The organism is Nonomuraea sp. NPDC052265 (assembly GCF_044547985.1).
Taxonomy (GTDB): domain Bacteria; phylum Actinomycetota; class Actinomycetes; order Streptosporangiales; family Streptosporangiaceae; genus Nonomuraea.
Map to the genome: position 1 here is coordinate 329,992 of NZ_JBIUBJ010000007.1, position 22,377 is coordinate 352,368.

Below are 22,377 nucleotides of genomic sequence, written 5' to 3' on the forward strand. Positions count from 1 at the left end.
CGCGGGCTCCCCGTCGGAATGCGCCGATCAGGGCTCCTTGACCTCGTCGAACAGGTTCTCGACGGCCGCGACGATCCGCCGGGTGGCCGGGGAGACGGCGTCCGGGCCGTCGAACGGGTGCGCCGCGCCCTCGGCGACCCCCTCGACGGTGGCCAGGTCGGCCCCCGGATGGCAGACGACGTCCGGCTCGGGCAGGTTGGCCAGCAGGAACTCGCCCTGGCTCGCCCGCGCGTCGGACGGGTGCGCCCCCCGCCGCACCCACCGCAGGTGACCCGACCGGTCCAGGCGGTAGACGCCGGGGCCCTGGGCGGCGGCCACGCGTACGGGGGCGTCGCCGTCCAGGCGGACCCTGACGTGGAAGGGGCCGCCCGGCCGGGCCGCGCGCAGCAGCGTGCGCTGGTTGAACTCCTGCGGGTCCCCCAGCCAGGTCACCCGCCCGCCGAGCATCACCGACAGGTGGGCCAGTACGAACGGGGGCAGCCCGGCGGCCTGCTGGTTGACCGACGACACCTCGGTGCCCTCCTGGTGCCGCCACTTGATCGCCGACAGGTGGACCCGTTCGCCCGGCGTGAGGATGGCCTCCACGCTGAACAAACCGGCCGCGCCGTACCTGCGCCAGGCCCAGAACGCGATGCGCTCGGCGCACTCGATGAGCAGCGCGGCGGCGGGCGTCGGCCACGGGCGCGACCAGTCGTCGCCCGTGCTGCGCATCGGCCCCGCGCCCAGCTCGGCGATCCCGGCCGAGGTGTGGGCGGGACGGTCGGCGTACACCCGGACGCCGCCCTCGCTGTCGGGGACGCTGAGCACCGCGATCGTGCACGGCCAGCCCGGCACGTACGCCGCCACCCGGTACGGCCCCAGCAGCCGGGCCGCCCGTGGCATGTCCTTCTCGCCGGAGACGACGACGGTGCCGTGCCGGTCCGCCCTCCGCCCCGCCTGCACCACGACCCGCTCGGTGCCGACCGCGCGCCGCAGCTCGGCCAGTCCGGGCAGCCGCTCCACGTGCACGCAGGGGACGCGGGCCACCGCCGGCACGCCGGCCGCCCGCAGCAGGTCGTCCAGCAGGTGCTTGGCCTCGATCGCGGCCCGCACGTCGGCGTCGATGGCCGCGACGACCCCGCCGGGGCCGGCCAGCTCGCGCAGCCGGGCGTTGTCGTACCAGGTGAAGACGACCGGCGGGCGGTCCAGCTTGAGCAGGTGCCGGGCGGCCTCGTGCCGGACGCGGGGCAACCAGGCACGCCGCTCGGCGACCGAGCGGGTCCTGGTGCGGTCCTCGGCGGCGACGACCATGCCGGGCAGCGCCGGGTCCCATGCCGAGTAGCAGCCGATGCTCAGAGCCGGGCGCAGGGCCCCGATCGGGGCCGGGCCTGTGTAGCCGGTGCGCAGCGCGGTGCTGAACCGTTCGACGCAGACCAGCGGGCGGCCCGCCAGCGCGGCCGTCAGCTCCTCGTGCGCCGCCTCTTCCAGCCCGGCCTCGCGCCGCCCCTCGCCGTGCAGCCCGTCCATCAGCCCTCCCTCGTCGCACCCGGCTCAGGACCGTCACCCGGGGGCCACGGTCCGCACCCTTGACGATGAGCCATGTCCGGCGGACCGTCGAGGCCACCGCGATGTGAAGCGATGTGAAGACGAGATGCCGCCCCGGCGTACCCTCCCCGTCGTCAACCGGACGCTGGCGGTGTTGATCGAGCAGGCGGGCTGGACGCACGCGGCCACCGCGCGGCACGTCAACGCCGTCGCCGCCGAGAGTGGCGAGCGCGTGCACTACGACCGCTCGGCGGTCGGCCACTGGCTGACCGGCACGATCCCGCGGCCCGAGGCGGTGCGCGCGGCGGTCGAGGCGTTCCGCCGCCGCCTGGGCAGGCCCGACCTGCGCCCGGCGCATCTGGGGTGGCCGGAGCCGGACGGGCCGCCGTCGGCCGACGACCCCTGGCGCGGCGACCCCGTCGCCCGGCTGGCCGTGCTGGGCGAGGACGACCTGCTCAACCGGCGCACGTTCACCCTGGCCGCCTTATCCGGCTTATCCGGATTATCCGTCCTGTCCGCGCATCGCCCGGCAGGCCGCGCGGGTGCCCGCCGGGCCGGCGCGGGCGACGTCGAACGGATCCGCGCCACCACCCGCGCCTTCGCCGACCTGGACGACCTCTACGGCGGCGGCCACGGCCGCGCCGCGGTCGCCGCCTACCTGTCCCGCGAGGTCACGCCCCTGCTGCACGGTACGACCGGCCGCCGCAGGCCCGACCTGTTCGGCGCCGCCGCCGAGCTGAGCTACCTGGCCGCCTACATGGCCATGGACGACGGCGCCCACGCCCTGGCCCAGCGCTACTACATCAGCAGCGTACGCCTCGCCGACGAGGCCGCCGACCTGCTGCTGCGGGCCACCGCCCTGCGCAGCATGGCCGTCCAGGCGGCCGAGCTGGGCCACGACGGCGACGCGCTGGCCCTGGCCGAGGCCGCCGCGTCCGCGCTGGCCGGGCACGGACCCGCCCGCACCCAGGCGTGGATCACCGGCATGCGCGCCGAGACCCACGCCGCCGCCGGGACCCGCTGGGACGCGCTCCGGCTGCTCAGCCGTACCGAGGTCCAGCTCGAACGCGCCGACTCCGCGCCCGAGTCGGAGTGGACGGGCAACTACCGGCGCGAGTCCCTGGAACACCAGATCGGCCTGACCCTCACCCAGCTCGGCGACCACGCCACCGCCGCCCGCCACTTCTCCGCGTCCATGCGGGCCAGGCGGCCGGTCGAGCTGCGCACCCGTGCCCTGATCGGGTTGCGGGCGGCTCACTCCTTCCTGCGCGCGGGCGAGGTGGACCAGGCCGCGGCCACCGTCCTCGACCTGAGCGACGACCTCCGGCGGATCTCCTCGGCCCGGGTACGGGAGGAGCTGCGCGGCCTGCGCGCCGCCTGGCAACCACACCGCGGCAACCCGCTGGTCAGCCGCGCCGACCACGCGGTAACAGGCTGACCCCCACAGCAAGGCCGGCCCGGGTGGTGCGGGGACAGGCGGCCGGGCGGGGCCTGCGTGGGGTTCCGGCCTGCCTCTAGGATCGCGGCGTGATCAGGAACGCGTACTGCTCCTTCTGCGGCGCCGCCTTCGCCCCCGCCCAGCCCTGGCCCCGCACCTGCGCGACCTGCGGGAACACGAGCTACCTCAACCCCCTGCCGGTCGCCGTGACGCTGCTGCCCGTCGACGACGGCCTGCTCGTGGTACGCCGGGACGTCGAGCCGCGTCGCGGCGAGCTCGCCCTGCCCGGCGGGTTCATCGACGTGGGGGAGTCCTGGCAGCAGGCGGCGGTGCGCGAGCTGCGCGAGGAGACCGGCGTGGTGGCCGAGGCCGTCGACGTCACGCTCTTCGACGTGGTCAGCGCCCCGGACGGGACCGTGCTGATCTTCGGTCTGGGCCCGCGCGTCACGGCGTCCGGGCTGCCGCCGATGGAGGCCACGGACGAGACGAGCGAGTGGCTGGTCATCGACGGGCCCGCCGAGCTGGCGTTCCCTGCCCACACGCGGATGGCGGCCGCCTACTTCGCGCGGCAGGCCCGTCGCCGACCGCGGTGACGTCTCCACTCCGGCCGAGGCCGGAGCGGGCAGGCGGCCGGAGGGCTCAGCTCAGGTCGAGGCCCGGGTAGAGCGGGTGGGCGGCGAGCAGTTCGGCCGCCGCGGCGCGGGTCTTCTCGGCGGTGCTCTGCGGCAGGTCGTACCTGGCCTTGGAGGTGGCCGACGGCGTGGTGTCGGTCAGCACGCCGACGATCAGCTCGGCGACCTGGTCGAACTCCTGCGTCCCGAACCCGCGCGAGGTGAGCGCCGGGGTGCCGACGCGGATGCCCGAGGTGTACCAGGCGCCGTTGGGGTCGCGCGGGATCGCGTTGCGGTTGGTGACGATCCCGGCGTCGAGCAGCGCCGACTCGGCCTGCCGGCCGGTCAGCCCGTACGTGGACACGTCGAGCAGGACCAGATGGTTGTCGGTGCCGCCGGTGACCAGGCGTACGCCCCGGCGCACCAGGCCCTCGGCCAGGGCGACCGCGTTGGCGGCCACCGCCCGCGCGTAGTCGGCGAACGCGCTCTGCCGGGCCTCGGCCAGGGCGACGGCCTTGGCCGCCATCACGTTGCCGAGCGGGCCGCCCAGGACCATCGGGCAGCCCCGGTCGATCGAGTCGGCGTACTCCCGCTGGCACAGCACCAGACCGCCGCGCGGGCCGCGCAGCGACTTGTGCGTGGTGGTCGTCGTGACGTGCGCGTACGGCACCGGGTTGTGCACGCCGGTGAACACCTTGCCCGCGACCAGCCCGGCGAAGTGCGCCATGTCCACCATCAGGACGGCGCCCACCTCGTCGGCGATCTCCCGCATGCGGGCGAAGTCGATGCGCCGCGGGTAGGCCGAGTACCCGGCGATCAGCACCAGCGGCCGGAACTCGCGGGCGGTCTCGCGCAGCGCGTCGTAGTCGAGCAGGCCGCTCTCCGGGTCGGTGCCGTAGGAGCGCTGGTGGAACATCTTGCCCGAGATGTTGGGACGGAAGCCGTGGGTCAGGTGACCGCCCGCGTCCAGCGACATGCCGAGGGCCCGCTGGTCGCCCAGGGCCTTGCGCAGCGTCTCCCAGTCGTCCTCCGACAGGTCGTTGACGTGCCGGGCGCCGGCGGCGGCCAATGCCGGGGCCTCCACCCGGTGGGCCAGGATGCCCCAGAAGGCCACCAGGTTGGCGTCGATGCCCGAGTGGGGCTGGACGTAGGCGTGCTCGGCGCCGAACAGGGCCTTGGCGTGGTCGGCCGCGAGCCGCTCGACGGTGTCGATGTTCTGGCAGCCGGCGTAGAAGCGGTGGCCGATCGTGCCTTCCGCGTACTTGTCGGACAGCCACGTGCCCATCGTGAGCAGGACGGCCGGGGAGGCGTAGTTCTCGCTCGCGATGAGCTTCAGGGACGCGCGCTGGTCGGCCAGCTCGGCGCGGATCGCCCCGGCCACGCCCGGCTCCACGGCGGCGATCACGTCGAGCGCGTTGCGGTAGGCGGCCGACACGGTGGCCGCGTCGTGGTCGCCGTAGGAATGGGGGTGCTCTTCAGCCATGACTTCTCCCGAGTCGTCGAAGTGAGGGCACCCAGGCGCGCGGCGATGTGCAGGACCGCTCCCCGGTGGTGAGTCCCACCTTACGATCACGCCAGTCACGATCCGAGGCTTGACACTACGGTCATCGGCCGGAGCCGCGCAACGAGGGAGGCGCTTGAGCCTCCACCAGGGGGAGACGCGAAGGTGGAGGCATGGACGGCGGCACCCTCTACACGATCGGCGACCTGGCCCGGCGGACCGGGCTCCCGGTCAAGACCATCAGGTTCTACTCCGACCGCGGGATCGTGCCGCCGGTGGAACGCAGCCCGGCCGGCTACCGCCTCTACGACGCCGCCGCCGCGGCCCGCCTCGACCTCGTCCGCACCCTGCGCGACCTGGGCGTGGACCTGGCCACGGTCAGGAAGGTCGTGGATCGCGAACTCACGCTCACGCAGGTCGCGGCGGCGCACGCCGAGGCGCTGGGGGTGCGGATCCGTACGCTGCGGCTGCGGCGCGCGGTGCTGACGGCGGTGGCCCGGCGCGGCTCGGGGCCCGAGGAGATGGAGCTCATGCACAGACTCGCAGGACTGTCGGAGGACGAACGCCGCCGCCTGGTCGGCGACTTCCTGGACGCCGCCGTCCCGGACGCCGGGCCGGGGCTCGCGGGGATCAGGGTCTCGATGACCCCGGAACTGCCGGACGACGCCGAGCCGGAGCAGGTGGAGGCGTGGGTGGAACTGGCCGAGCTGATGGCGGACCCGTCCTTCCGGACGACGATGCACACCCTGACCACCTCCCACACCACCGACCGCGCCTCCTCCGCCCCCGCGCTCGCCCCCGAAAGCGCATCCGCCCCCGCCGCCGACCGTGCCTCCTCCACCCCCGCCCCCGCGACCGACGGTGGGGGAGGGGTGCGGAGGGATGCCGTGTCGCTGGGGCTGGGCCCGGCGGGGGCGGCGCTGGCGGCGGGCGTGGATCCCGCCGCGCCCGAGGCCGCGCCGGTCGTGGCGGCGGTCGCCGGCGAGTACGCACGCCTCCTGGGCCTCCCCGACGACGCCGCGCTCCGGCGGCGGCTGCTGACCAGGCTGGAAACGGCGAACGACCCTCGCAGAGAGCGCTACCTCCAGCTCCTCGCCGTGATCAACGCCTGGCCGCCCCCGGCCCCCACGACCCCGGCCCTCGACTGGCTCCTCACCGCCCTGCGCACCCATCCGTCCCCCTGACCCCGCCCGCGAAAGGCCCCGGGGGCTTCCCCCAAGGGCGGGCACCACTCCAAGGGCGAGCGCCGCCCCCTCGTACAGGGGCCTCAACCGCTGGCGGGGGCCTCGGCGGTGGCGGGGCCGGTTTCCGGCAGGCCCCTGGTCAGCAGGCGGGCGCCGATGCCGAGGAGCGCGCTGACCACCAGCGTGCCCCCCATCGGCAGCCCGGTGTCCTCGCCCCCCAGCCCGACCAGGGGCGAGACCAGCGCCCCGAGCGCGAACTGCAACGCCCCCATCACGGCCGCCGCCGTGCCGGTCGCGTACGGCGCCCGCCCCACCGTCAGCGCCGACGCGTTCCCCATGATCAGCGTGAACGAGCTCACCAGCGCGAACAGCACGGGCAGCACCACCACCGCGCCCAGCCCCGCCCCCAGCATCACCAGCAGGACGGCCGACAACCCCAGCACCGCCCCCTGCCCCGCCCGCAGCAACCCCTCCGGGCTGAACCGGCGCAGCAGCCGGGCCCCGGCCAGGCCGGTCAGCGTCATGCCCAGGGCGTTGGCCGCGAACGTCACGGTGTAGGCGGGGGTGGACAGGTCCAGCACGTTCTGCACGACGAAGGGCGAGGCCGAGATGTACCCCATGAGCCCCGCGAAGCCGAACGCGAAGGAGAAGGCGTAACCGAGATACCCCCGGTCGGCGAACAGCCGCCGCACGGTCCGCCCGGTGGCGGCCAGGCCGCCCGCGTGCCGGCGTCCGGGCGGCAGCGTCTCGGGCACGACGAGCGCCGAGCCGAGCAGCATCACGGCCGAGATCCCGGCCATCACCCAGAACTCCACGCGCCACCCGGCGGGCGACAGCGCGCCGCCGATCAGCGGGGCCACCACGGGCGCGACGCCGACCACGGCGCCCAGCAGGGAGAAGATCCGCGCCGCCGCCCGGCCGGTCGTCAGGTCGGCCGCCACCGCGCGGCCGATGACGATGCCCGCCGACCCGGCGAACCCGTGCACGAAGCGCAGGGCGACGAGCGTCCGGATGTCCGGCGCGAGCGCGCACAGGACGCACGCGACCAGGGCCGCCGCGGTGGCCAGCAAAATCGGCCCGCGGCGGCCGAACCGGTCCGACAGCGGTCCGATGACGAGCTGCCCCACCGCCAGCCCGGTGAGGAACGCGGTCAGCGTGAGCTGCACGCCGGCCGCCCCCGCCCCCAGGTCGGCCGCCAGGTCGGTGAACACGGGCAGGTACATGTCGGTGGCCAGCGGCGCCACCGCCGACAGCAGGCCGAGCACGACCAGCAGCGGCCCGGGCACCCCCGTCCTGGTCACGAGGGACGCCCCGGCGGACGGTGGCGGTGGCGGTGGCGGTGGCGGTGGCGGTGGGAAGTGGCGAACTCCATGGTCATGGCTCCAAGACGGCCGCGCGGCTAGAGACCTAGGATGTTCCGTGATCCGGCCACGGCTAACCGCGTCACCGGCGGCCGAGGGGCAGACGTCACCGCAGGTCCGCCCGTCGCCGGGGGCCTGGTGATCGCGCCGTCACCGAGACAGGAGCACCGCATGACCGCCCGGCTGCCCGCCCTGCCCCCGGAGGACCTGGACGACGCCCAGGCCGAGGTCTACCGCGCCATCACGGGCGGCCCCCGGGCGGCGGGCCCCCAGGTCTTCCCCCTCGCCGACGAGCGGGGACGGCTGCGCGGCCCGTTCAACGCCATGCTGCTGAGCCCGTCGGTCGGCGGCGCGCTCCAGGCGCTGGGCGCGGCGGTGCGCTACGGCTCGGTGCTGCCCGACCGGGCCAGGGAGCTGGCGATCCTCGTGGTGGCCGCCCACTGGGGCAGCGACTTCGAACGTGCCGCGCACGAGGCCGTGGGCCGGGCCTGCGGCCTGACCGAGGCCGAGCTGACCGCGTTGCGCGAGGGACGGCCGCCCGACCTGGCCGACCCGGCCGAGCGCGCCGCCGTGCACGCCGCCCGCGAGCTGGCCGGGGCGGGGACGCTGAGCGAGGAGGACTACCGGGCGGTCACGGCGGCGATCGGCGAGCGGGGCCTGTTCGAGCTGACCACGCTGGTCGGCTACTACGCCACGCTGGCACTCCAACTGCGCGTCTTCGCCGGCGAGGTCCCCCCGGAGCACCCGGGAAGCTGACCGCCGGACATCCTCCGGCTCCCGTCGCGGGACGCCCGGAGGGCTTCGTGGCGAGGGGTACTCGTCCAGGGGCAGCGAAGGAGACAGGAGGCGCGCACCGGCCCTCGTCCTTTCCGGGTCACGTGCTGGATGGCGGGAGCTGCGGAGGGTCGAGACGGTGGCCCAGCCCGCCCACGAGCCGGGTGACCGTCGCGCTGCGGGCGGCGAACAACCGGCTGCGCGGCTCCAGCCGCACCCCGAACTGCTTCTTCGTCTCGTACGCCGCGCCGCCGAGCCGCAGTCTGCGCGCGCCCGAGCCGACGGCGGCCCGTACGCACGCCGCGCCGCCGAGCCGCAGTCTGCGCGCGCCCGAGCCGACGGCGGCCCGTACGCACGCCGCGAGCAGCGCGTGGTAGACGGCGGTGCCCTCCGTACGGGCGTAGTCGCGCCCGATCCACCGGGCGACCAGCTCGTCGCCGTCGCGCAGCAGCGCGACGCAGCCGGCCGGCGCGCCGTGCCGGTGGGCGGCCAGGACCGTCAGGTCCGCGCCCAGGGCGCCGGCCGCCTCGGGGAACAGGCCGGGCCGGTAGAAGACGTGCGGTCCGTGGCGCAGGTCCACCGCGGCCACCATCCGGTCCAGCAGCCGGCCCAGCTCCCCGCCGAGCCCTCCGCCCGGCTCCCCTCCCGGCCCGGCCGCCAGTGGCCGGACCTCGATGCCCTCCCGCGCGGCCCGGCGCTGCGTCCGCCGGATCTCGGCCCGCCTCTTGCGCGGCAGATGGTCCAGGTACGCCTCGTACGACGGCCACGTCAGGTCCAGCAGCGTCTCCGGCAGCCAGCCCAGGCGGCTGTAGCCCGGCTGCCCGGCGGCGTACGGCAGGTGGTCGACCACGCAGAACAGCAGCCGCTCGCGCCTGACCAGCGACCGCACCGCCCGCAGCAGGACCCGCCGCTGCGGCCCCTCACCGCCCAGCAGCCCGGACGTCGCCGTCATCGGCGCCTGGACCTGGAGGAACGGCCACCGCCTGGTCAGCCGCCCGAACCGGGACTCCAGCACCGGGTTGTGCAGCCGGTGCTCCAGCGCGCACACCGCCGCGGCCACGAGCCCGCCGTCCTTGCGGACCAGCAGGTAGCGGGGCCGGTGCGCGGCCAGGACGCGCTCGGCCAGGACCAGCCAGCGATGCCGCACGAAGGGCACGCCGTCGGCGAGCGCGTCCCACTCCCCGGCCCCGACCTCGCCGATCGAGCGCGCCACGTCAACGCTGTACATCGGCCACCCCGCCGGCCGGGCGGGCCACGTCAACGCCGTCCATCGGCCCGCACCTCGAGCACCACCAGGGACCTCGTGCCGCTCACCGGGCCTCCTCCTCCTCCTCCTGGAGCCCCGGTTCGCCGGACCACCGCTTCGTGGCCCAGAAGGGGCCGAGGGCCAGCGCGTCCGCGCCTGTCCTGAGGTAGCAGGCGACGGCGTCCTCGGGCGTGCCGACGATCGGCTCGTCGTCGTCCCGGAAGGAGGCGCCGGCCAGCATCGGCACGCCGGTCAGCTCCTCGAAGCGGGTGATCAGCGCGTGGAAGGACGGGTTGCCGGCGCGGCTCACCGTCTGGACGCGGGCGCTGCCGTCCACGTGCGTGATCGCGGGCACCTCGCCGCGCCGGTGGTCCAGCACGTCGAACCCGAGCAGCATGGCCGGCGAGGGATGGCCGCCGGCGAAGTAGTCCCCGGACCGCTCGGCCAGGCACGACGGCGCGAGCGGCAGGAACGGCTCCCGGCGCCTGACCCGCTCGTTCATGCGCGCGGTGGAGGTGGGGTCGCGCGGGTCGGCCAGCAGCGACCGGTTGCCCAGGCCGCGCGGCCCGCACTCCGCCCGGCCCTGGAACCAGCCCACGATCAGCCCGTCGGCGATCCGGGCGGCGGCGTGCCGGGCGATGTCGCCGGGCCGCCGGTAGTCCACGCCCGCGTCACGCAGCGCCTTCTCCATGCGTTCCTCGGTGAACCCGGGACCGGCGAAGACGTGACCGCCCGCCGGGCGGGGACGGCCGTACAGGCCGACGCTCACCTCCAGCGCCGCGCCGAGCGAGGCGGCGGCCGGCTGGGCGGACAGCTCCTCGAAACCGGACTCGGTCAGCAGGCGGCCGTTCAGCATCGGGTTCATCGCCGCCTCGCCGGCCACCGCGAGCCGGGTCGTCCCGGTCGTCTCGCGCAGCCATCCGGCCAGGTGCAGCGCGGCCCGCTCAAGGGTGGCCTGGAGGGCGAAGGCGACGTCCATGGAGTGCTGGGTGAGGGTTTCACCGGCGGGCGGTCCCGGCGGGCCGAAGGCGTCCAGGAACTTCGCCGAGACCGCGTGCCGCCCGCCGTCCGCGTGCGGCTCGAACCAGCTCAGGTCCAGCTCGTGGCCGCCGTACGGGGTCAGGCGCAGCAGGTCGGCGAAGGGCTGGACGTAGGTGTCGTCCCCGTACGCGGCCAGGGCCATCACCTTGTCCTCGTCCAGGCCGGGACGGAAGCCGAGGTAGCCGGTGACGGCCGCGTACAGGGCGCCCAGGGAATGGGGGTCGCCGACGTGCCGCAGGTGCCTGATCCGTACGCCGTCGGCCACGGCCAGGCAGGTTCCGGTCCCGTCCATCGTGAGCACGGCGGCGGAGTCGAACGGGCTCGCGTAGAACGCCCCCGCCGCGTACGCCCGGTGGTGTTCCACCAGGTGCACCCCGTACCCGACCGGCCCGGTGTGCCCGGCGGCCTCCTTGATCTCCCAGCCGGGACGGGAACCCGCCCGTTGCCCGTGGACGGCCACCTGGTCCACCTCGTCGAGCCCGATCCCCGCCTGTTCCAGGCAGTAGGCGACCGCCCGCCGGGGGAATCGGCCGTCGTGCCGGACGCGGGTGAAACGTTCCTCCTCGGCGAACGCCACGATCTCGCCGTCGCGCACCAGCGCCGCCGCGGAGTCGTGCGCCCGCGAGATGCCCAGTACGTACATGTTCGTCACTCCGAGTCTCGCGAGATCAGCATCCGGCGCATCACATGGGCCTTCACGGGGACGCCGAGGGCGAGCGCCGCCACGCCTCCGGCCGCCCCCGACCACGGCACGACGACGGCCGCCAGCGACCCGGTGGCCACCAGCCCGGCGAACGCGCCCGCCGACGTCGCGGCGAGCACGTCGTTGTTGGTGTTCTCCACCAGGTAGGCCGCGTACATCACGGTCAGGAACAGCACCAGCACGACGACGACCAGCCCGCCCGTCACGCCCGGCGACGCCGCGCGCCCGTCCGGCGGAGCCCACCGGAGCAGGACCGCGCACGCGACGGCGACGGCGGCCCCCGCCCGTTCGGCCCAGCGCAGGAGCCGTGCCGCGTGGGCCCGCCCGGCCCGCCCGGCGAGCCCGCGCAGCCGTCGCGAGGTCGCGGGCTGCGCGACCCGCAGCAGGTAGATGGCGAGCTGGCAGAGCGCGACCGCCGGAAGCAGCGCGAGATACAGCACACCGCTCTGCCCCGCCTGCCCGGAGACGCCGAGCACCAGGTACACGGCCGCGAAACAGAGCGCGTCGCACAGGTCGGCCACCCCCAGCAACCAGGTGGCCCGCGCCAGGGGAGGCAGCAACCGGCGCCCACCGCCAGAGGCGGGGGCGGGGCGCAGCCAGTCGCGGGGAAGCGCCGCGAGGGCCGCGCAGGTCACCGCGACCGTCCCGGCCAGGACGAGCAGCAGGTGCGCCTGCGGCGGCCAGCCGATCCACAGGGTGGCGGCGGTGACGGCGAGCACCACGCCGCCGCTCGCTCCGAACGCCATCGTGTCCAGTACGGGCCGGCCGCGCACGCGATGCAGGCCCGAGACCGTCATCAGCAGGCCCGTGCAGGCCGACCAGGCCCCGGCCGCGAGATACAGGGTGACGGTCGACAGCGGCGCGGTCACCGCCACGGGAACGAGCACCGCCAGCAGCACCGCCACCGGCGCGGCGGCCATGGTCACCGTCAGCCCGGCCACCGCCGGGCCGATCCGCCTGACCCGCGCCAGCGTCTTCAGCGCCGCCTTCTCCGGCGCGTCCGCGACCAGGAGCAGCCAGCCGCACAGCCCGAGCGCCGCGGCGTAGTGGCCGAACGTGGACCCGTCCCACACGGTCGCCGGCGCCGCCGCGGCCACCTGCGTACCGGCCCTGAACGCGCCCCGCCCCACCAGCAGCCGCAGCACCGCCAGTGGCCGGGGCACGACCGCGTCCACCGCGCTCACGAGCCGCCCGCCCACGACCCCCGGAGGCGGCACGGGGCGAACTCAGGCGGCAGCCCGGCGGGGACGCGCGCCTGGGCAGGTCGTCGGCCACGGAAAGGGCGATGGGTGTGGGCGTGGGCGTGGGCGTGGGCGTGGGCGTGGGCGTGGGCGTGGGTCACCGTGGTCCCCCGGGGAGTCGCCTGGCGGCGTGATGGCGTTCGTGCGCCGGGTCAGAGCGTCCGCCGTGCGGCCGGAATACCGGTTGGGGGGACCAGAACGGATCAACCGGTGGTGACAGCGGTGGTCAGGCGGCGCCGGAGCGTTGTGCGGCCTGGTAGACGGCCATGGCCTCGTTCCCGAAGAAGGGGCCGAACATGAAGTCGGGGGCGAAGTCGTACTTGAAGCTGTTGACGGAGTTCAGCCAGCCGAGCCCGGTGGAGGTGTCGAACCCCTCGAACCACGGCCCGCCGCTCGACCCGCCGGTCATCGCGCAGCGCAGCCCCTGGTCGCGCGTCCTGACCGGGTCCTTGAACGCCTTCCCGCTGCAGAACACCAGGTCGGACCCGTCGAAGGGGTCGGCGGCCGGGTAGCCGAAGGAGAACATCTGCCGTCCGGTGGGCTGGTTGAAGGCCACGCCCTGCCCGCCGACGACGGCCGTGAGCGTGCGTCCCTGTAAGGGGGCGACCACGACGGCGGCGACGTCGAAGTTGATGTCCTCGTTGGTGTTCCACTGCTGGGTGGTCAGCAGCCGGGTGGCCACCCACGTGCCGAACGGGCGGCGGCCGTCGGCGAAGCCGGGGACGAACACCCAGTTGCGGTGGGCGGCGCCGTTCAGCTTGACGCAGTGGCCCGCGGTCATCACGACGCTCTCGTTGGCGCTGGTCACGGCCGTGCCCGAGCAGGAGGCCGTACGTCCCTCGGCGGTGGTGAAGAACACGCGGCCGACCGTGCGGACGACGCCGCCCCCGTCGGCCCACGCCTGCCCCGGACTGTTCTGCACCGGAGCCGCCTGCCGGGCGGCCGCCGCCGTGCCCCCCGCCCGCGTGGAGGCGGCCGTGCCGCCGGTGTGCGGGGAAGTGGCCGTGCCGCCGGTGTGTGGGGAGCTGGCCGTGCCGCCGGTCCAGGAGGAGGTCGTGATCCGGCGGGTGCCCGTGACGCCGCGGGTGGCCCACGGCGTGCCCTGCGTCGGCCCGCCGGAGGACGTCCCGCGGCGCGGCGCGGGCGCGGACAGCGGCCTGGCCGCCCGCATGCGCTCCGGCGTCCAGTACTCCATGACGGTCCTGCGCTCGGACGACGTGCCGGCCCCAGACCAGCCCACAGGACCGGGGGACGACGTGGTCCCGGCCTGCGCGGGGACCGTCGCGCCCGCCACGGCGAGCGCGACGACGGAGAGCAGGACGACTCTGCGGTGCATGACGTAACCTCCGAAACCGGAACCGGGATCTGCCGTCAGGAGGTACGCGCGCCGCCCCCGCGCGGGCTCAAGCCATACGGAATCGGGTATGGGCGCGGCCGGATTACACACCCGCATACACACTCTGAAGCATGCCGCCCGCCCGCCCCCTTCCTAGTCTTGTGCCATGACTGGTTGGACGGAGACGGTCCTGCTGCGTGCGGCCGCCCTCGGCCCCCGCGTGGCGGTCGCCGAGGCCGCGAGCGGCGCCACGCTCACCTACGGCACGCTGGCCGTCCGCGCCCGCCAGGCCGCCCAGGGCCTGCGCCGGCGGGGCCTGCGCCCCGGCGACCCGGTGGTCGTGCTGCTGCGCGGCGGCTGCCACCTCCCCGTCGCCGGGTACGCCGTGCTGGCCGCGGGCGGCGTGGTGGTGTCCATCCCCGGCGGACCGGCCGCCGCCGGCGCCCGCATCATGATCACCGACCGGGACGACGCCGACACGATCGCCCAGGAGGCCGACATCCGGCAGGTCTACTCCTTCACCGGCATCCCCGGCACGGCCGGCTTCGACAGCCTGCTCGGCGCCGACGGGCCGATCGAGCCCACCGCCCGGCTCACCACCGCCCGCAAGGTGGGCGCGGCCGACGTCGTCCTGGTCGCCGGAGCCGACCTGCGGGCCTACGACATGGTGCTCGGCGCGGGCGCCCGGCTGGTCGCGGCGCACGAGCCCGACCCCGCCGAATGCCGCAGGATCATCGCCGAGCACGGCGTCACCCTGCTGATCGACGCGCGGTTGCGGATCGTCCCGATCGTCCCCGGCTGCGCGCTTGGGGCAAACCTCTGACAGCTCGTGAGGGCGGTGTCACACTGGGTGCCAATCCTGGGGTCCAGACACATGAGGATCATGGTGACGTTGCTCAGACACAACCTGCCCGCCGAGCCCGACAGGTTCATCGGGCGGGAGCGGGATCTGGAGGAGTTGTGCGGGCTGGTCGGTGAGGTCAGGCTGCTGACGCTCAGCGGCGTCGGAGGCACGGGCAAGACCCGGTGCGCGCTGCAGATCGCCGCGCGGCTGGTCCCGTCCTTCCCCGACGGGGTCTGGCTGGCCGAGCTGTCCAGGCTGACCCGCGCCGACCTGCTGGTCCACGAGATCACCAAGGTGCTGGGCGTGCACGAGGAGGGCGTGCGGCCGCTGCTCGACACGCTGGTCGACTTCCTGCGCGGCAAGAAGCCGCTGCTCGTCCTGGACAACTGCGAGCACCTGGTCGAGGCGTGCGCCGAGCTGGCCGAGCGGCTGCTGACCTCCTGCGAGGACCTGCGGCTGCTGGTGACCAGCAGGGAGCCGCTGAAGATCCCCGGCGAGCTGGTGTGGCGGGTGCCGCCGCTGGCGGTGCCCGGCCCGGCGGAGGCGGCCGAGGAGGTCGAGCGGGTCGAGTCCGTGCAGCTGTTCCTCGACCGGGCGCGGGCGGCCGGGTCGGGGCTCGCGGTCACCGGCGCCAACGCCCGCGACATCGCCCGGCTCTGCCAGGCGCTCGACGGCCTGCCGCTGGCCCTGGAGCTGGCCGCGGCCAGGACCGCCGCGATGTCCCCCCGTCAGATCTCCGCCCGGGTCAACGACCGGTTCCGGCTGCTGACGGCGAGCGGCCGTACGGCGCCGGCCCGGCAGCGCACCCTGCTGGCCACCCTCGAATGGAGCCACGACCTGCTCGCGCCGCAGGAGCAGGTGCTCTTCCGGCGGCTCGCGGTGTTCAGCGGGCCGTTCACCCTCGACCTGGCCGAGTCCGTGTGCGCGGGGCGGGGCCTGGCCGCCGCCCAGGTCCTCGACGTGCTCAGCGGCCTGGTCGACAAGTCGCTCGTCCTGTTCGACCAGGGCAGCTCGTGCTACCGGCTGCTGGAGTCGGCCCGCCAGTTCGCCGCCGGGAAGCTGGAGTCGGCGGGCGAGACCCGGCACCTGCGCGACCGGCTGCTGCACGGCCTGGCCGACCTCGCCCACCACCACGGCCGCGACGTGTGGGCCACGCCCGGCCTGGCCTGGCCCGAGCGCTACGCCCGGCTGCTCGCGCTCCAGGACCTCCTCGGCAACGCCCGCGAGGCCCTGTCCTGGGCCGTCGAGTCCGGCCTGGCCGAGCCGGGCCTGCGGCTGGCGTGCGGCTACATGCCGCTGTGGGCCGGGTTCGGCGAGCTGAGCGAGGGCCGCCGCTGGTACGAGAGCCTGCTCGCGCTGCCCGCCGCCCACACCCTCGACGACCTGTCCGCCGAGGCCCTGCTCCACCACGCCAACCTGGCCTACGAGCAGCAGGACGCCGCCGTCTGCGGCGAGTCGGCCGCCCGCGCCCTCCAACTGCGCCGCGCGGCAGGCGACGACTTCATGCTGGCGTTCACCCTCGTGATCGCCGGCATGTACGAGGGCACCAAAGGCGACCTCGCCCTGGCCGCCGAGCGCGGCGAGGAGGCGCTGAAGCTGGCCCTGCTCGTCGGCAACGGCCTGATCGAGGGGTCGGCGCGGCTGCTGCTGTCCGGGGTCGCCGCCTTCCACGGCCACCGGCGCGAGTCGCTGGCCAGGGGCGAGGAGGCCATCGAGGTCTACTCCCGCTTCGGCCACCGGTGGGGTGTCACCAGGGCCCATCTGGAGCTGGGCCGCTTCGCCGACTTCCTCGGCGACCTCGACAGCGCCCGCCGCCACCTGGAGGAGTGCGCGGAGCTGGCCGAGGAGATGGCGGCCAAGCCCGTCCTCGCGACCAGTCTCGGCCTGCTCGGCGCGGTCCTGGCCCGCCAGGGCGAGGCGGAGCGGGCGAGGGCGCGGCTGACCAGGTGCGTGACGCTGAGCCGGTCCATGGGGCAGCACCTGCCGATCATCTCCGTGCTGGTCGCGCTGGCCGTGCTGGCCGAGAGGCAGCACGCCCTCGAACCCGCCGTACGCCTCTGGGCCGCGGCCAAGGCCATGGAGGACCGGCTCGGGCTGCCCGTCTGGACCTCCGCCACGCCCGAGCCGCTGCTCGCCCGCGCCCGTGCGGAGGCCGGTGAGGGGCAGGTCCAGCTCTGGTGGACGATGGGCGGCGGCATGACGGAGGAGGAGGCCCTGCGCTACGGCCTGGCGGGCGAGCGGCCCGCCCAGGGGGCGCCCCGGCCTCCGGCGGGCCCGGCGTCGGTGCTCACGCCGCGCGAGCGGGAGATCGTCGTGCTGATCAGCCGGGGGCTGTCCAACCGGGCGATCGGCGAGGAGCTGTTCATCAGCCCGGCCACCGCCGCCCGGCACGTCGCCAACATCCTGCTCAAGCTCAACTTCGGCTCGCGGACGCAGGTCGCCGCCTGGGCCGCGGAGCACGGCGTCCTCCACTGACCCCGTTCACCGCCGGAGCACCGCCACCTCGGACGGGCGGGCCGGGGGCGGGTCGAGGACCGCCGTGAACAGGTCTCCGGCCCGTTCCCGGAAACGTTCGGCGGACGGGTCGTCGCCGGTGTGGCGGTGGGCGCGTCCCAGCGTCACCAGGGCCCGCGCCTCGCCCAGCTTGTAGCCGCTGCCGGCGTGGACGCGGGCCGCGCGGGCGGCGTAGGAGATGGCCGCGCCCGTGTCGCCGGCCGCCAGCGCCGCCTCCGCGCCCGCCGCCAGCGCCGCGCCCTGCACCAGCACCGCGCCCGCCTTCCTGGCCAGCGCCAGCCCGGCCAGCGTGTCGCGCATCGCGGTCACGTGCTGGTCCAGGCCGGTACGCGCCACGGCCAGCCCCACGAGAGCGTCCGCCTGGCCCACGGCGGCGCCGAGGCCGCGGGCCCGCTCCAGCGCGGCGCTGAGATGCCCGACGGCGGCCCCCGGGTCGGTCTGGCAGCGGACCCGGCCGAGCCCGAGCAGGGCGTCCAGCTCCAGCTTGGGATCGCCGACCGCCAGCGCCCGCCGCAGCGCCTCCTCGGCGTGGCCGAGCGCGTCGGCCCGCCGGCCGGCGTCCAGGTGCACGTCGGCCAGCTCCCTGCACAGCTCCGCCTGGTAGCGCTCGCCGATCGCGGCGCCGAGCCCGCGCGCCGCCGTCAGGCAGCGGACGGCCTCGTCCAGCCGCCCGGTCAGCCGCAGCACGGCGCCGAGGCCGGCCAGCGCGGCGGCCTCGGTCACCGGCAGCCCGCGGTCGCGGCAGAGCGACAACGCCTCGCTCAGGTGTTCCTCGGCGAGGCCGAGCCGGCCCATCTGGGTCAGCGCCAGCCCCAGGTCGACGAGCGGCGCGGCCACCACCCGCGCGGAGCGCCGGGAGCCGTCCACGGCCAGCGTCAGCAGCCGCCGGGCCGCGCCCAGCCTGCCCTGCTGGAGGTGGACCACGCCGAGCGCGGCCAGCGCCGCGAGCCTTCCCTCCGGCCAGCCCGCCAGGTCGGCGGCCGTGAACGCCCCCCGCAGCTCCTCGACCGCCTCGGTCAGCTCGGCCGCCCGCCACCGGGTGGCGGCCAGGCAGTGCCCGACGGCCGCCTGGCCCAGGTGGTCGCCGGCCGCGCGGGCGGCCTGTCGCGCGTCCCGCAGCACGTCCGTCCAGCCGGGCTGGCCGCCGGTCAGGTCGAGGTAGCCGTTCATGGCGTCGATGAGCCGCCAGGCGTACGGGTGGCCGGGGGTGTTCCGGACGGCGGCGACGAGGTTGGCGCGTTCGGCGTCCAGCCAGGCCAGCGCGGCGGCGGCGCCGGTGAAGGCGGCCGGGCGGCCGGAGCCGTCGGCGGGGGCGCGCAGCAGGTGGGGGTAGGCGACGTCGCCGGCCTGCCGGACCATCCGCAGGTACCAGGCCATCAGCGCGTCCAGGGCGCGGGCCCGCCCGGGCGCGGACTCCTCGGCCAGCACGCGTTCGCGGGCGTACTCCCGCATCAGGTCGTGGAAGGTGTAGCGGCCCGGCTCCGGCTCCTCGACCAGGTGCGCGGCGGCGAGCCCGGACAGCAGCCGGTCGGCCTCGGCGGGGACGGCCCCGGCCAGCGCCCCGGCCGCCCCCGCGGTGAACGTGGGCCCGGGGACGAGCGCGAGCAGCCGGAACAGCCGCCGCGCCGCCGGATCCAGGCGGTGGTAGGACAGGTCGAACGCGCCGCGCACGGCCGCGTGCGGATCCCCGGTGACCGCCAGGGCCGATAATCGGGTGCCGGTCAGCCGGCGCACCTGACCGGCGATGCCGCCGGCGGCGTCCCCGCCGGGCCTGCCGAGGATGCCCGCGGCGGCGATGCGCAGCGCGAGCGGCAGCCGGCCGCACGCCCCGGCCAGGTCGAGCGCCGCGTCCCCCTCGGCGGCCAGCCGTTCGCCGCCGAGGATCCCGCCGAACAGCGTGACCGCCTCGCCGGTGGACAACATGCCGAGCGGGACGGGGATCGCGCCGTCCCTGGCGACCAGGCCGTCCAGGCGGTCCCTGCTGGTGATCACGGTGGCGCAGCGCCGGCCGCCCGGCAGCAGCGGACGGACCTGCTCCTCGCTGCCGGCGTTGTCCAGCACCACCAGCACCCGCCGGTCGGCCAGCAGGCTTCGATAGGCGGCGCTGGCCTCCTCGACCGTGCCGGGCACGCGCTCGGCGGGCAGGCCGAGCCCGCGCAGGAACCGGCCCAGCGCCTCGATCGGCAGCAGCGGCCGTTCGGCCGAGTGCCCGCGCAGGTCCACGTAGAGCTGGCCGTCGGGGAAGCGGTGGCGGTTGCGGTGGGCCCAGTGCAGGGCCAGGGCGGTCTTGCCCGAGCCGCCCGCGCCGGTCACCACCGAGATCGACGTCCCGCCGGCGGCCGGGTCGCCGCCGGTCGCGAGCGGGTCGAGCAGCCGGAGCTGGGCCGTGCGGCCGGTGAACTGGCCGGGGCCGGGCGGCAGTTGCGCGGGTGTCACCGTTTCCCGGGTATCGGCCGGCCTGATCGGCGGAACGTTCCCGCGCAGGATGCGCTGGTGCAGTTGACGCAGCTCGGGGCCGGGGTCCAGGCCCAGTTCCTCGGTGAGGCGGCGGCGGGTGCGCTCGTACCGCTCCAGCGCGTCCACGCGGCGGCCGGCTCGGCACAGCGCCAGCATGAGCAGGCCGACCAGCCCCTCGCGGAACGGGTGCTCGGCGACCAGCGCGATCAGCTCGGGGACCAGCACGGCGGCGCGGCCCGCCCGGACCTCGGCGTCCAGGCACTCCTCGACGGCCCCGAGGCGTTCCTCGCCGAGGGCGTCCCGCAGCCGGTCCAGCAGCTCGCCGCCGGAGACGCCGGTCAGCGGCTCGCCCCGCCACAGGGTCAGGGCGCGGCGCAGCCCGGCGGCCTGCCGCTCGGCCGTCTCCCCGGCCCGCGCCCGGGTGACCGCCGCCCGGAACTCGTGCACGTCCACCTGCCCGGGGTCCAGGCCGAGCTGGTAGCCGCGCGGGCGGTAGGCGATGGTGACCCCGGCCGCGGCCAGGACCCGGCGGAGCCTGGAGACGTACCCCTGAACCAGGTTGCGCGCCCCGGCCGGGGGACGCTCGCCCCACAGGCCGTCGATCAGCCGGTTCACCGAGACGAGCCGGCCCGCGTCCAGCGCGAGCAGGGCCAGCGCCGCCCGTTGCCGGGGCGGCCCGAGCGGGATCTCCTGGCGTCCCCTCCATGCCCGCACCGCCCCCAGGAGCCCGATCTTCAGTACGTCCGCCAGACCCGCCCGTGCTGTTTCGTCTGACATATCGCATTTCCCCTTTGCCACGTCGCAGGCCGCCATACAGGAGACATGACAGGCAGTACAGCCGAAATCCTGGCGCCATCAAGCCCCCGTGCAGCGGCCTGCTGCACTCTGAACGCGATCTCGCTTGGTTCGCCCCACATTCGCTTGACACGGGCTGACAGACGCGCGGGCGCGGAGCCGGCGTCGTCACGTCACCCCGGGGAAGAGGCAGCGTTGTCCGAACCGCACCACGACGTCCTCCGGGGATTCGCCCGGACGGCCGAGCGCCACCCGGACCGTCCGGCCCTGGTCCACGCCGGCCGCACCCTCACCTACGCCGAGCTGGCCGCCCGGGTCCGCGCGACGGCCCGGCGGCTGGGGCCCGATCCCGGGGCGGTGGGCGTGCTGACGTCCCGCACGCCGGGGACCGTGGCCGCGCTGCTCGGCACGCTCGCGGCGGGCGGCGCGTACGTCCCCGTCGACCCGGCGCACCCGCGGGCCCGCCGGGAGGCGATGATGGCGGCGGCCGGCTGCCGCACGCTGATCGCGACCGGGCCCGGCACGTGGGCCCCGGACGGCGTGCGGGTGATCGAGCCGCCCGATCGCGGAGAGCCGGGCGACGGACCGGTGGACGAGCTCGCGGCCGTCGGGGCGGACGCGCCCGCGTACATCCTGTTCACCTCCGGCTCGACCGGCGCGCCCAAGCCCGTGGTGACGCCCAGGCGGGCGATCTCCGTCGTGACCGGGGCGCTGCGCGAGCTGTTCGGGATCACCCCCGCCGACCGGGTGCTCCAGTTCGCCTCGCTGAACTGGGACACCTGCCTGGAGGAGATCCTGCCCGCGCTGACCGGCGGGGCGGCGCTGGTCTTCCACGACGGCGTGCACTCGGGTTCGTTCCGCCGGATGCTGCGCGCGGTCGCCGACGAGCGGGTCACCGTGCTGGACCTGCCCACGGCGTTCTGGCACGAGCTGGTACGGCACCTGGCGGACGAACGGGCCGCGCTGCCTCCGTGCGTCCGGCTGGTGATCATCGGCGGGGAGGCCGTGAGCCCGCCGCGCCTGACGGACTGGCGGGCCCTGGACACCGGCGGCGTCCGCCTGCTCAACACCTACGGCTGCACGGAGACCACCCTCATCACCCACGCCATCGACCTGCACGGCCCCCTGGCGACCGGGGAGCCGGGGGAGGCGGGGGAACGGGCTCCGGCGGAGCCGCATGGTACGGCGGCGGGGGAGCGGGCGTCGGCGGAGGCGCGCGGCACGGCGGCGGGGGAGCGGGTGCCGATCGGGTGGGCGCTTCCGCATGTCGTGCAGCGGGTGAGCGAGGAGGGGGAGCTGCTGGTCGGCGGGCCGGCCCTGGCGCTGGGTTACCTGGGCCTGCCCGAGGCGACCGACGCCCGCTTCGTCACCCCCGAGCCGGGGGCCGGGCGGTTCTTCCGCACCGGGGACCGGGTGACCGTGACCAGGGGAGGGGCGCTCGTCCACGAGGGGCGGCTCGACCACGAGCTCAAGATCCGGGGCATCCGGGTGGACCCGGCCGAGGTCGAGGCGCACATCGCCGGCCATCCGGGCGTGGGCGCGGTGGCGGTGGCGGGCGTCACGGTCGCCGATCACACCACCCTCGCCGCATACGTCGTGCCCCGCCCACGGCCCGGCCGGGACACCGAGCACGGCCGGGACACCGAGCACGGGCTGGCCGCCGAGGTGCGGGACTACCTGCGGGACCGGGTGCCGTGCCACCTCGTGCCCAGCCGGATCACCGTCGTGCCCGAACTCGCCTACACCACCAGCGGAAAGGTCGATCGCGCCGGTTCACATCGGCGCTACGCCACCAACTGAAGGAGAT

General features: G+C 75.8%; 15 protein-coding genes and 1 riboswitch. Of the genes, 7 read left to right on the forward strand and 8 right to left on the reverse strand.

Going from position 1 to position 22,377, the window contains the following annotated elements; genetic code table 11:
* Window positions 1–27 precede the first annotated feature (27 nt).
* Window positions 28–1,506 (reverse strand): hypothetical protein, encoded by a 1,479-nt coding sequence (locus ACIHAD_RS23405; protein ID WP_397356700.1) that lies wholly within the window; start codon window positions 1,504–1,506, stop codon window positions 28–30.
* A gap of 124 nt (window positions 1,507–1,630) precedes the next feature.
* On the opposite strand from ACIHAD_RS23405, the gene ACIHAD_RS23410 reads away from it, so the two are divergent.
* Entirely contained in the window at window positions 1,631–2,962 is a 1,332-nt protein-coding gene (locus ACIHAD_RS23410) for a hypothetical protein (RefSeq protein WP_397356701.1), read from the forward strand.
* An 89-nt stretch (window positions 2,963–3,051) separates the two neighbouring features.
* Window positions 3,052–3,555: an NUDIX domain-containing protein gene (locus tag ACIHAD_RS23415; RefSeq protein WP_397356702.1), complete on the forward strand. Its 504-nt coding sequence runs from the start codon at window positions 3,052–3,054 to the stop codon at window positions 3,553–3,555.
* 46 nt (window positions 3,556–3,601) lie between these two features.
* On the opposite strand, the gene ACIHAD_RS23420 is transcribed toward ACIHAD_RS23415, so the two are convergent.
* Entirely contained in the window at window positions 3,602–5,056 is a 1,455-nt protein-coding gene (locus ACIHAD_RS23420) for a glycine hydroxymethyltransferase (protein WP_397356703.1), read from the reverse strand.
* Between the two features lie 22 nt (window positions 5,057–5,078).
* A riboswitch (ZMP/ZTP riboswitch) is annotated at window positions 5,079–5,165 on the reverse strand.
* An 82-nt stretch (window positions 5,166–5,247) separates the two neighbouring features.
* On the opposite strand from ACIHAD_RS23420, the gene ACIHAD_RS23425 reads away from it, so the two are divergent.
* Window positions 5,248–6,258: a MerR family transcriptional regulator gene (locus ACIHAD_RS23425; RefSeq protein ID WP_397356704.1), complete on the forward strand. Its 1,011-nt coding sequence runs from the start codon at window positions 5,248–5,250 to the stop codon at window positions 6,256–6,258.
* Window positions 6,259–6,341: 83 nt separating this feature from the next.
* Here the strand turns inward: ACIHAD_RS23425 and ACIHAD_RS23430 are convergent, their stop codons facing one another.
* Window positions 6,342–7,559 (reverse strand): multidrug effflux MFS transporter, encoded by a 1,218-nt coding sequence (locus tag ACIHAD_RS23430; RefSeq protein WP_397356705.1) that lies wholly within the window; start codon window positions 7,557–7,559, stop codon window positions 6,342–6,344.
* A gap of 231 nt (window positions 7,560–7,790) precedes the next feature.
* On the opposite strand from ACIHAD_RS23430, the gene ACIHAD_RS23435 reads away from it, so the two are divergent.
* Window positions 7,791–8,375: a carboxymuconolactone decarboxylase family protein gene (locus tag ACIHAD_RS23435; RefSeq protein ID WP_397356706.1), complete on the forward strand. Its 585-nt coding sequence runs from the start codon at window positions 7,791–7,793 to the stop codon at window positions 8,373–8,375.
* A 118-nt stretch (window positions 8,376–8,493) separates the two neighbouring features.
* Here ACIHAD_RS23435 and ACIHAD_RS23440 read toward each other — a convergent pair whose 3' ends face one another.
* From ACIHAD_RS23440 to ACIHAD_RS23455, 4 genes are all read right to left on the reverse strand, one after another.
* Window positions 8,494–9,621 (reverse strand): GNAT family N-acetyltransferase, encoded by a 1,128-nt coding sequence (locus tag ACIHAD_RS23440; protein ID WP_397356707.1) that lies wholly within the window; start codon window positions 9,619–9,621, stop codon window positions 8,494–8,496.
* A gap of 82 nt (window positions 9,622–9,703) precedes the next feature.
* Window positions 9,704–11,323, reverse strand: a complete 1,620-nt coding sequence (locus tag ACIHAD_RS23445; protein ID WP_397356708.1) for a carbamoyltransferase — start codon at window positions 11,321–11,323, stop codon at window positions 9,704–9,706.
* A 5-nt stretch (window positions 11,324–11,328) separates the two neighbouring features.
* Window positions 11,329–12,600, reverse strand: a complete 1,272-nt coding sequence (locus ACIHAD_RS23450) for a hypothetical protein (protein ID WP_397356709.1) — start codon at window positions 12,598–12,600, stop codon at window positions 11,329–11,331.
* A gap of 250 nt (window positions 12,601–12,850) precedes the next feature.
* The gene (locus ACIHAD_RS23455) at window positions 12,851–13,960 is read right to left on the reverse strand and encodes a trypsin-like serine peptidase (protein WP_397356710.1); all 1,110 of its coding nucleotides are present in this window, start codon (window positions 13,958–13,960) and stop codon (window positions 12,851–12,853) included.
* 166 nt (window positions 13,961–14,126) lie between these two features.
* On the opposite strand from ACIHAD_RS23455, the gene ACIHAD_RS23460 reads away from it, so the two are divergent.
* The gene (locus tag ACIHAD_RS23460) at window positions 14,127–14,783 is read left to right on the forward strand and encodes an AMP-binding protein (RefSeq protein ID WP_397356711.1); all 657 of its coding nucleotides are present in this window, start codon (window positions 14,127–14,129) and stop codon (window positions 14,781–14,783) included.
* A 69-nt stretch (window positions 14,784–14,852) separates the two neighbouring features.
* Entirely contained in the window at window positions 14,853–17,279 is a 2,427-nt protein-coding gene (locus tag ACIHAD_RS23465; RefSeq protein ID WP_397356712.1) for an ATP-binding protein, read from the forward strand.
* Between the two features lie 6 nt (window positions 17,280–17,285).
* Here ACIHAD_RS23465 and ACIHAD_RS23470 read toward each other — a convergent pair whose 3' ends face one another.
* Window positions 17,286–20,552 carry a BTAD domain-containing putative transcriptional regulator gene (locus tag ACIHAD_RS23470; RefSeq protein WP_397356713.1) on the reverse strand — a complete coding sequence of 1,089 codons (3,267 nt, stop codon included), beginning with the start codon at window positions 20,550–20,552 and terminating at the stop codon, window positions 17,286–17,288.
* Window positions 20,553–20,765: 213 nt separating this feature from the next.
* On the opposite strand from ACIHAD_RS23470, the gene ACIHAD_RS23475 reads away from it, so the two are divergent.
* Window positions 20,766–22,370, forward strand: a complete 1,605-nt coding sequence (locus tag ACIHAD_RS23475) for an AMP-binding protein (protein ID WP_397356714.1) — start codon at window positions 20,766–20,768, stop codon at window positions 22,368–22,370.
* Window positions 22,371–22,377 lie beyond the last annotated feature (7 nt).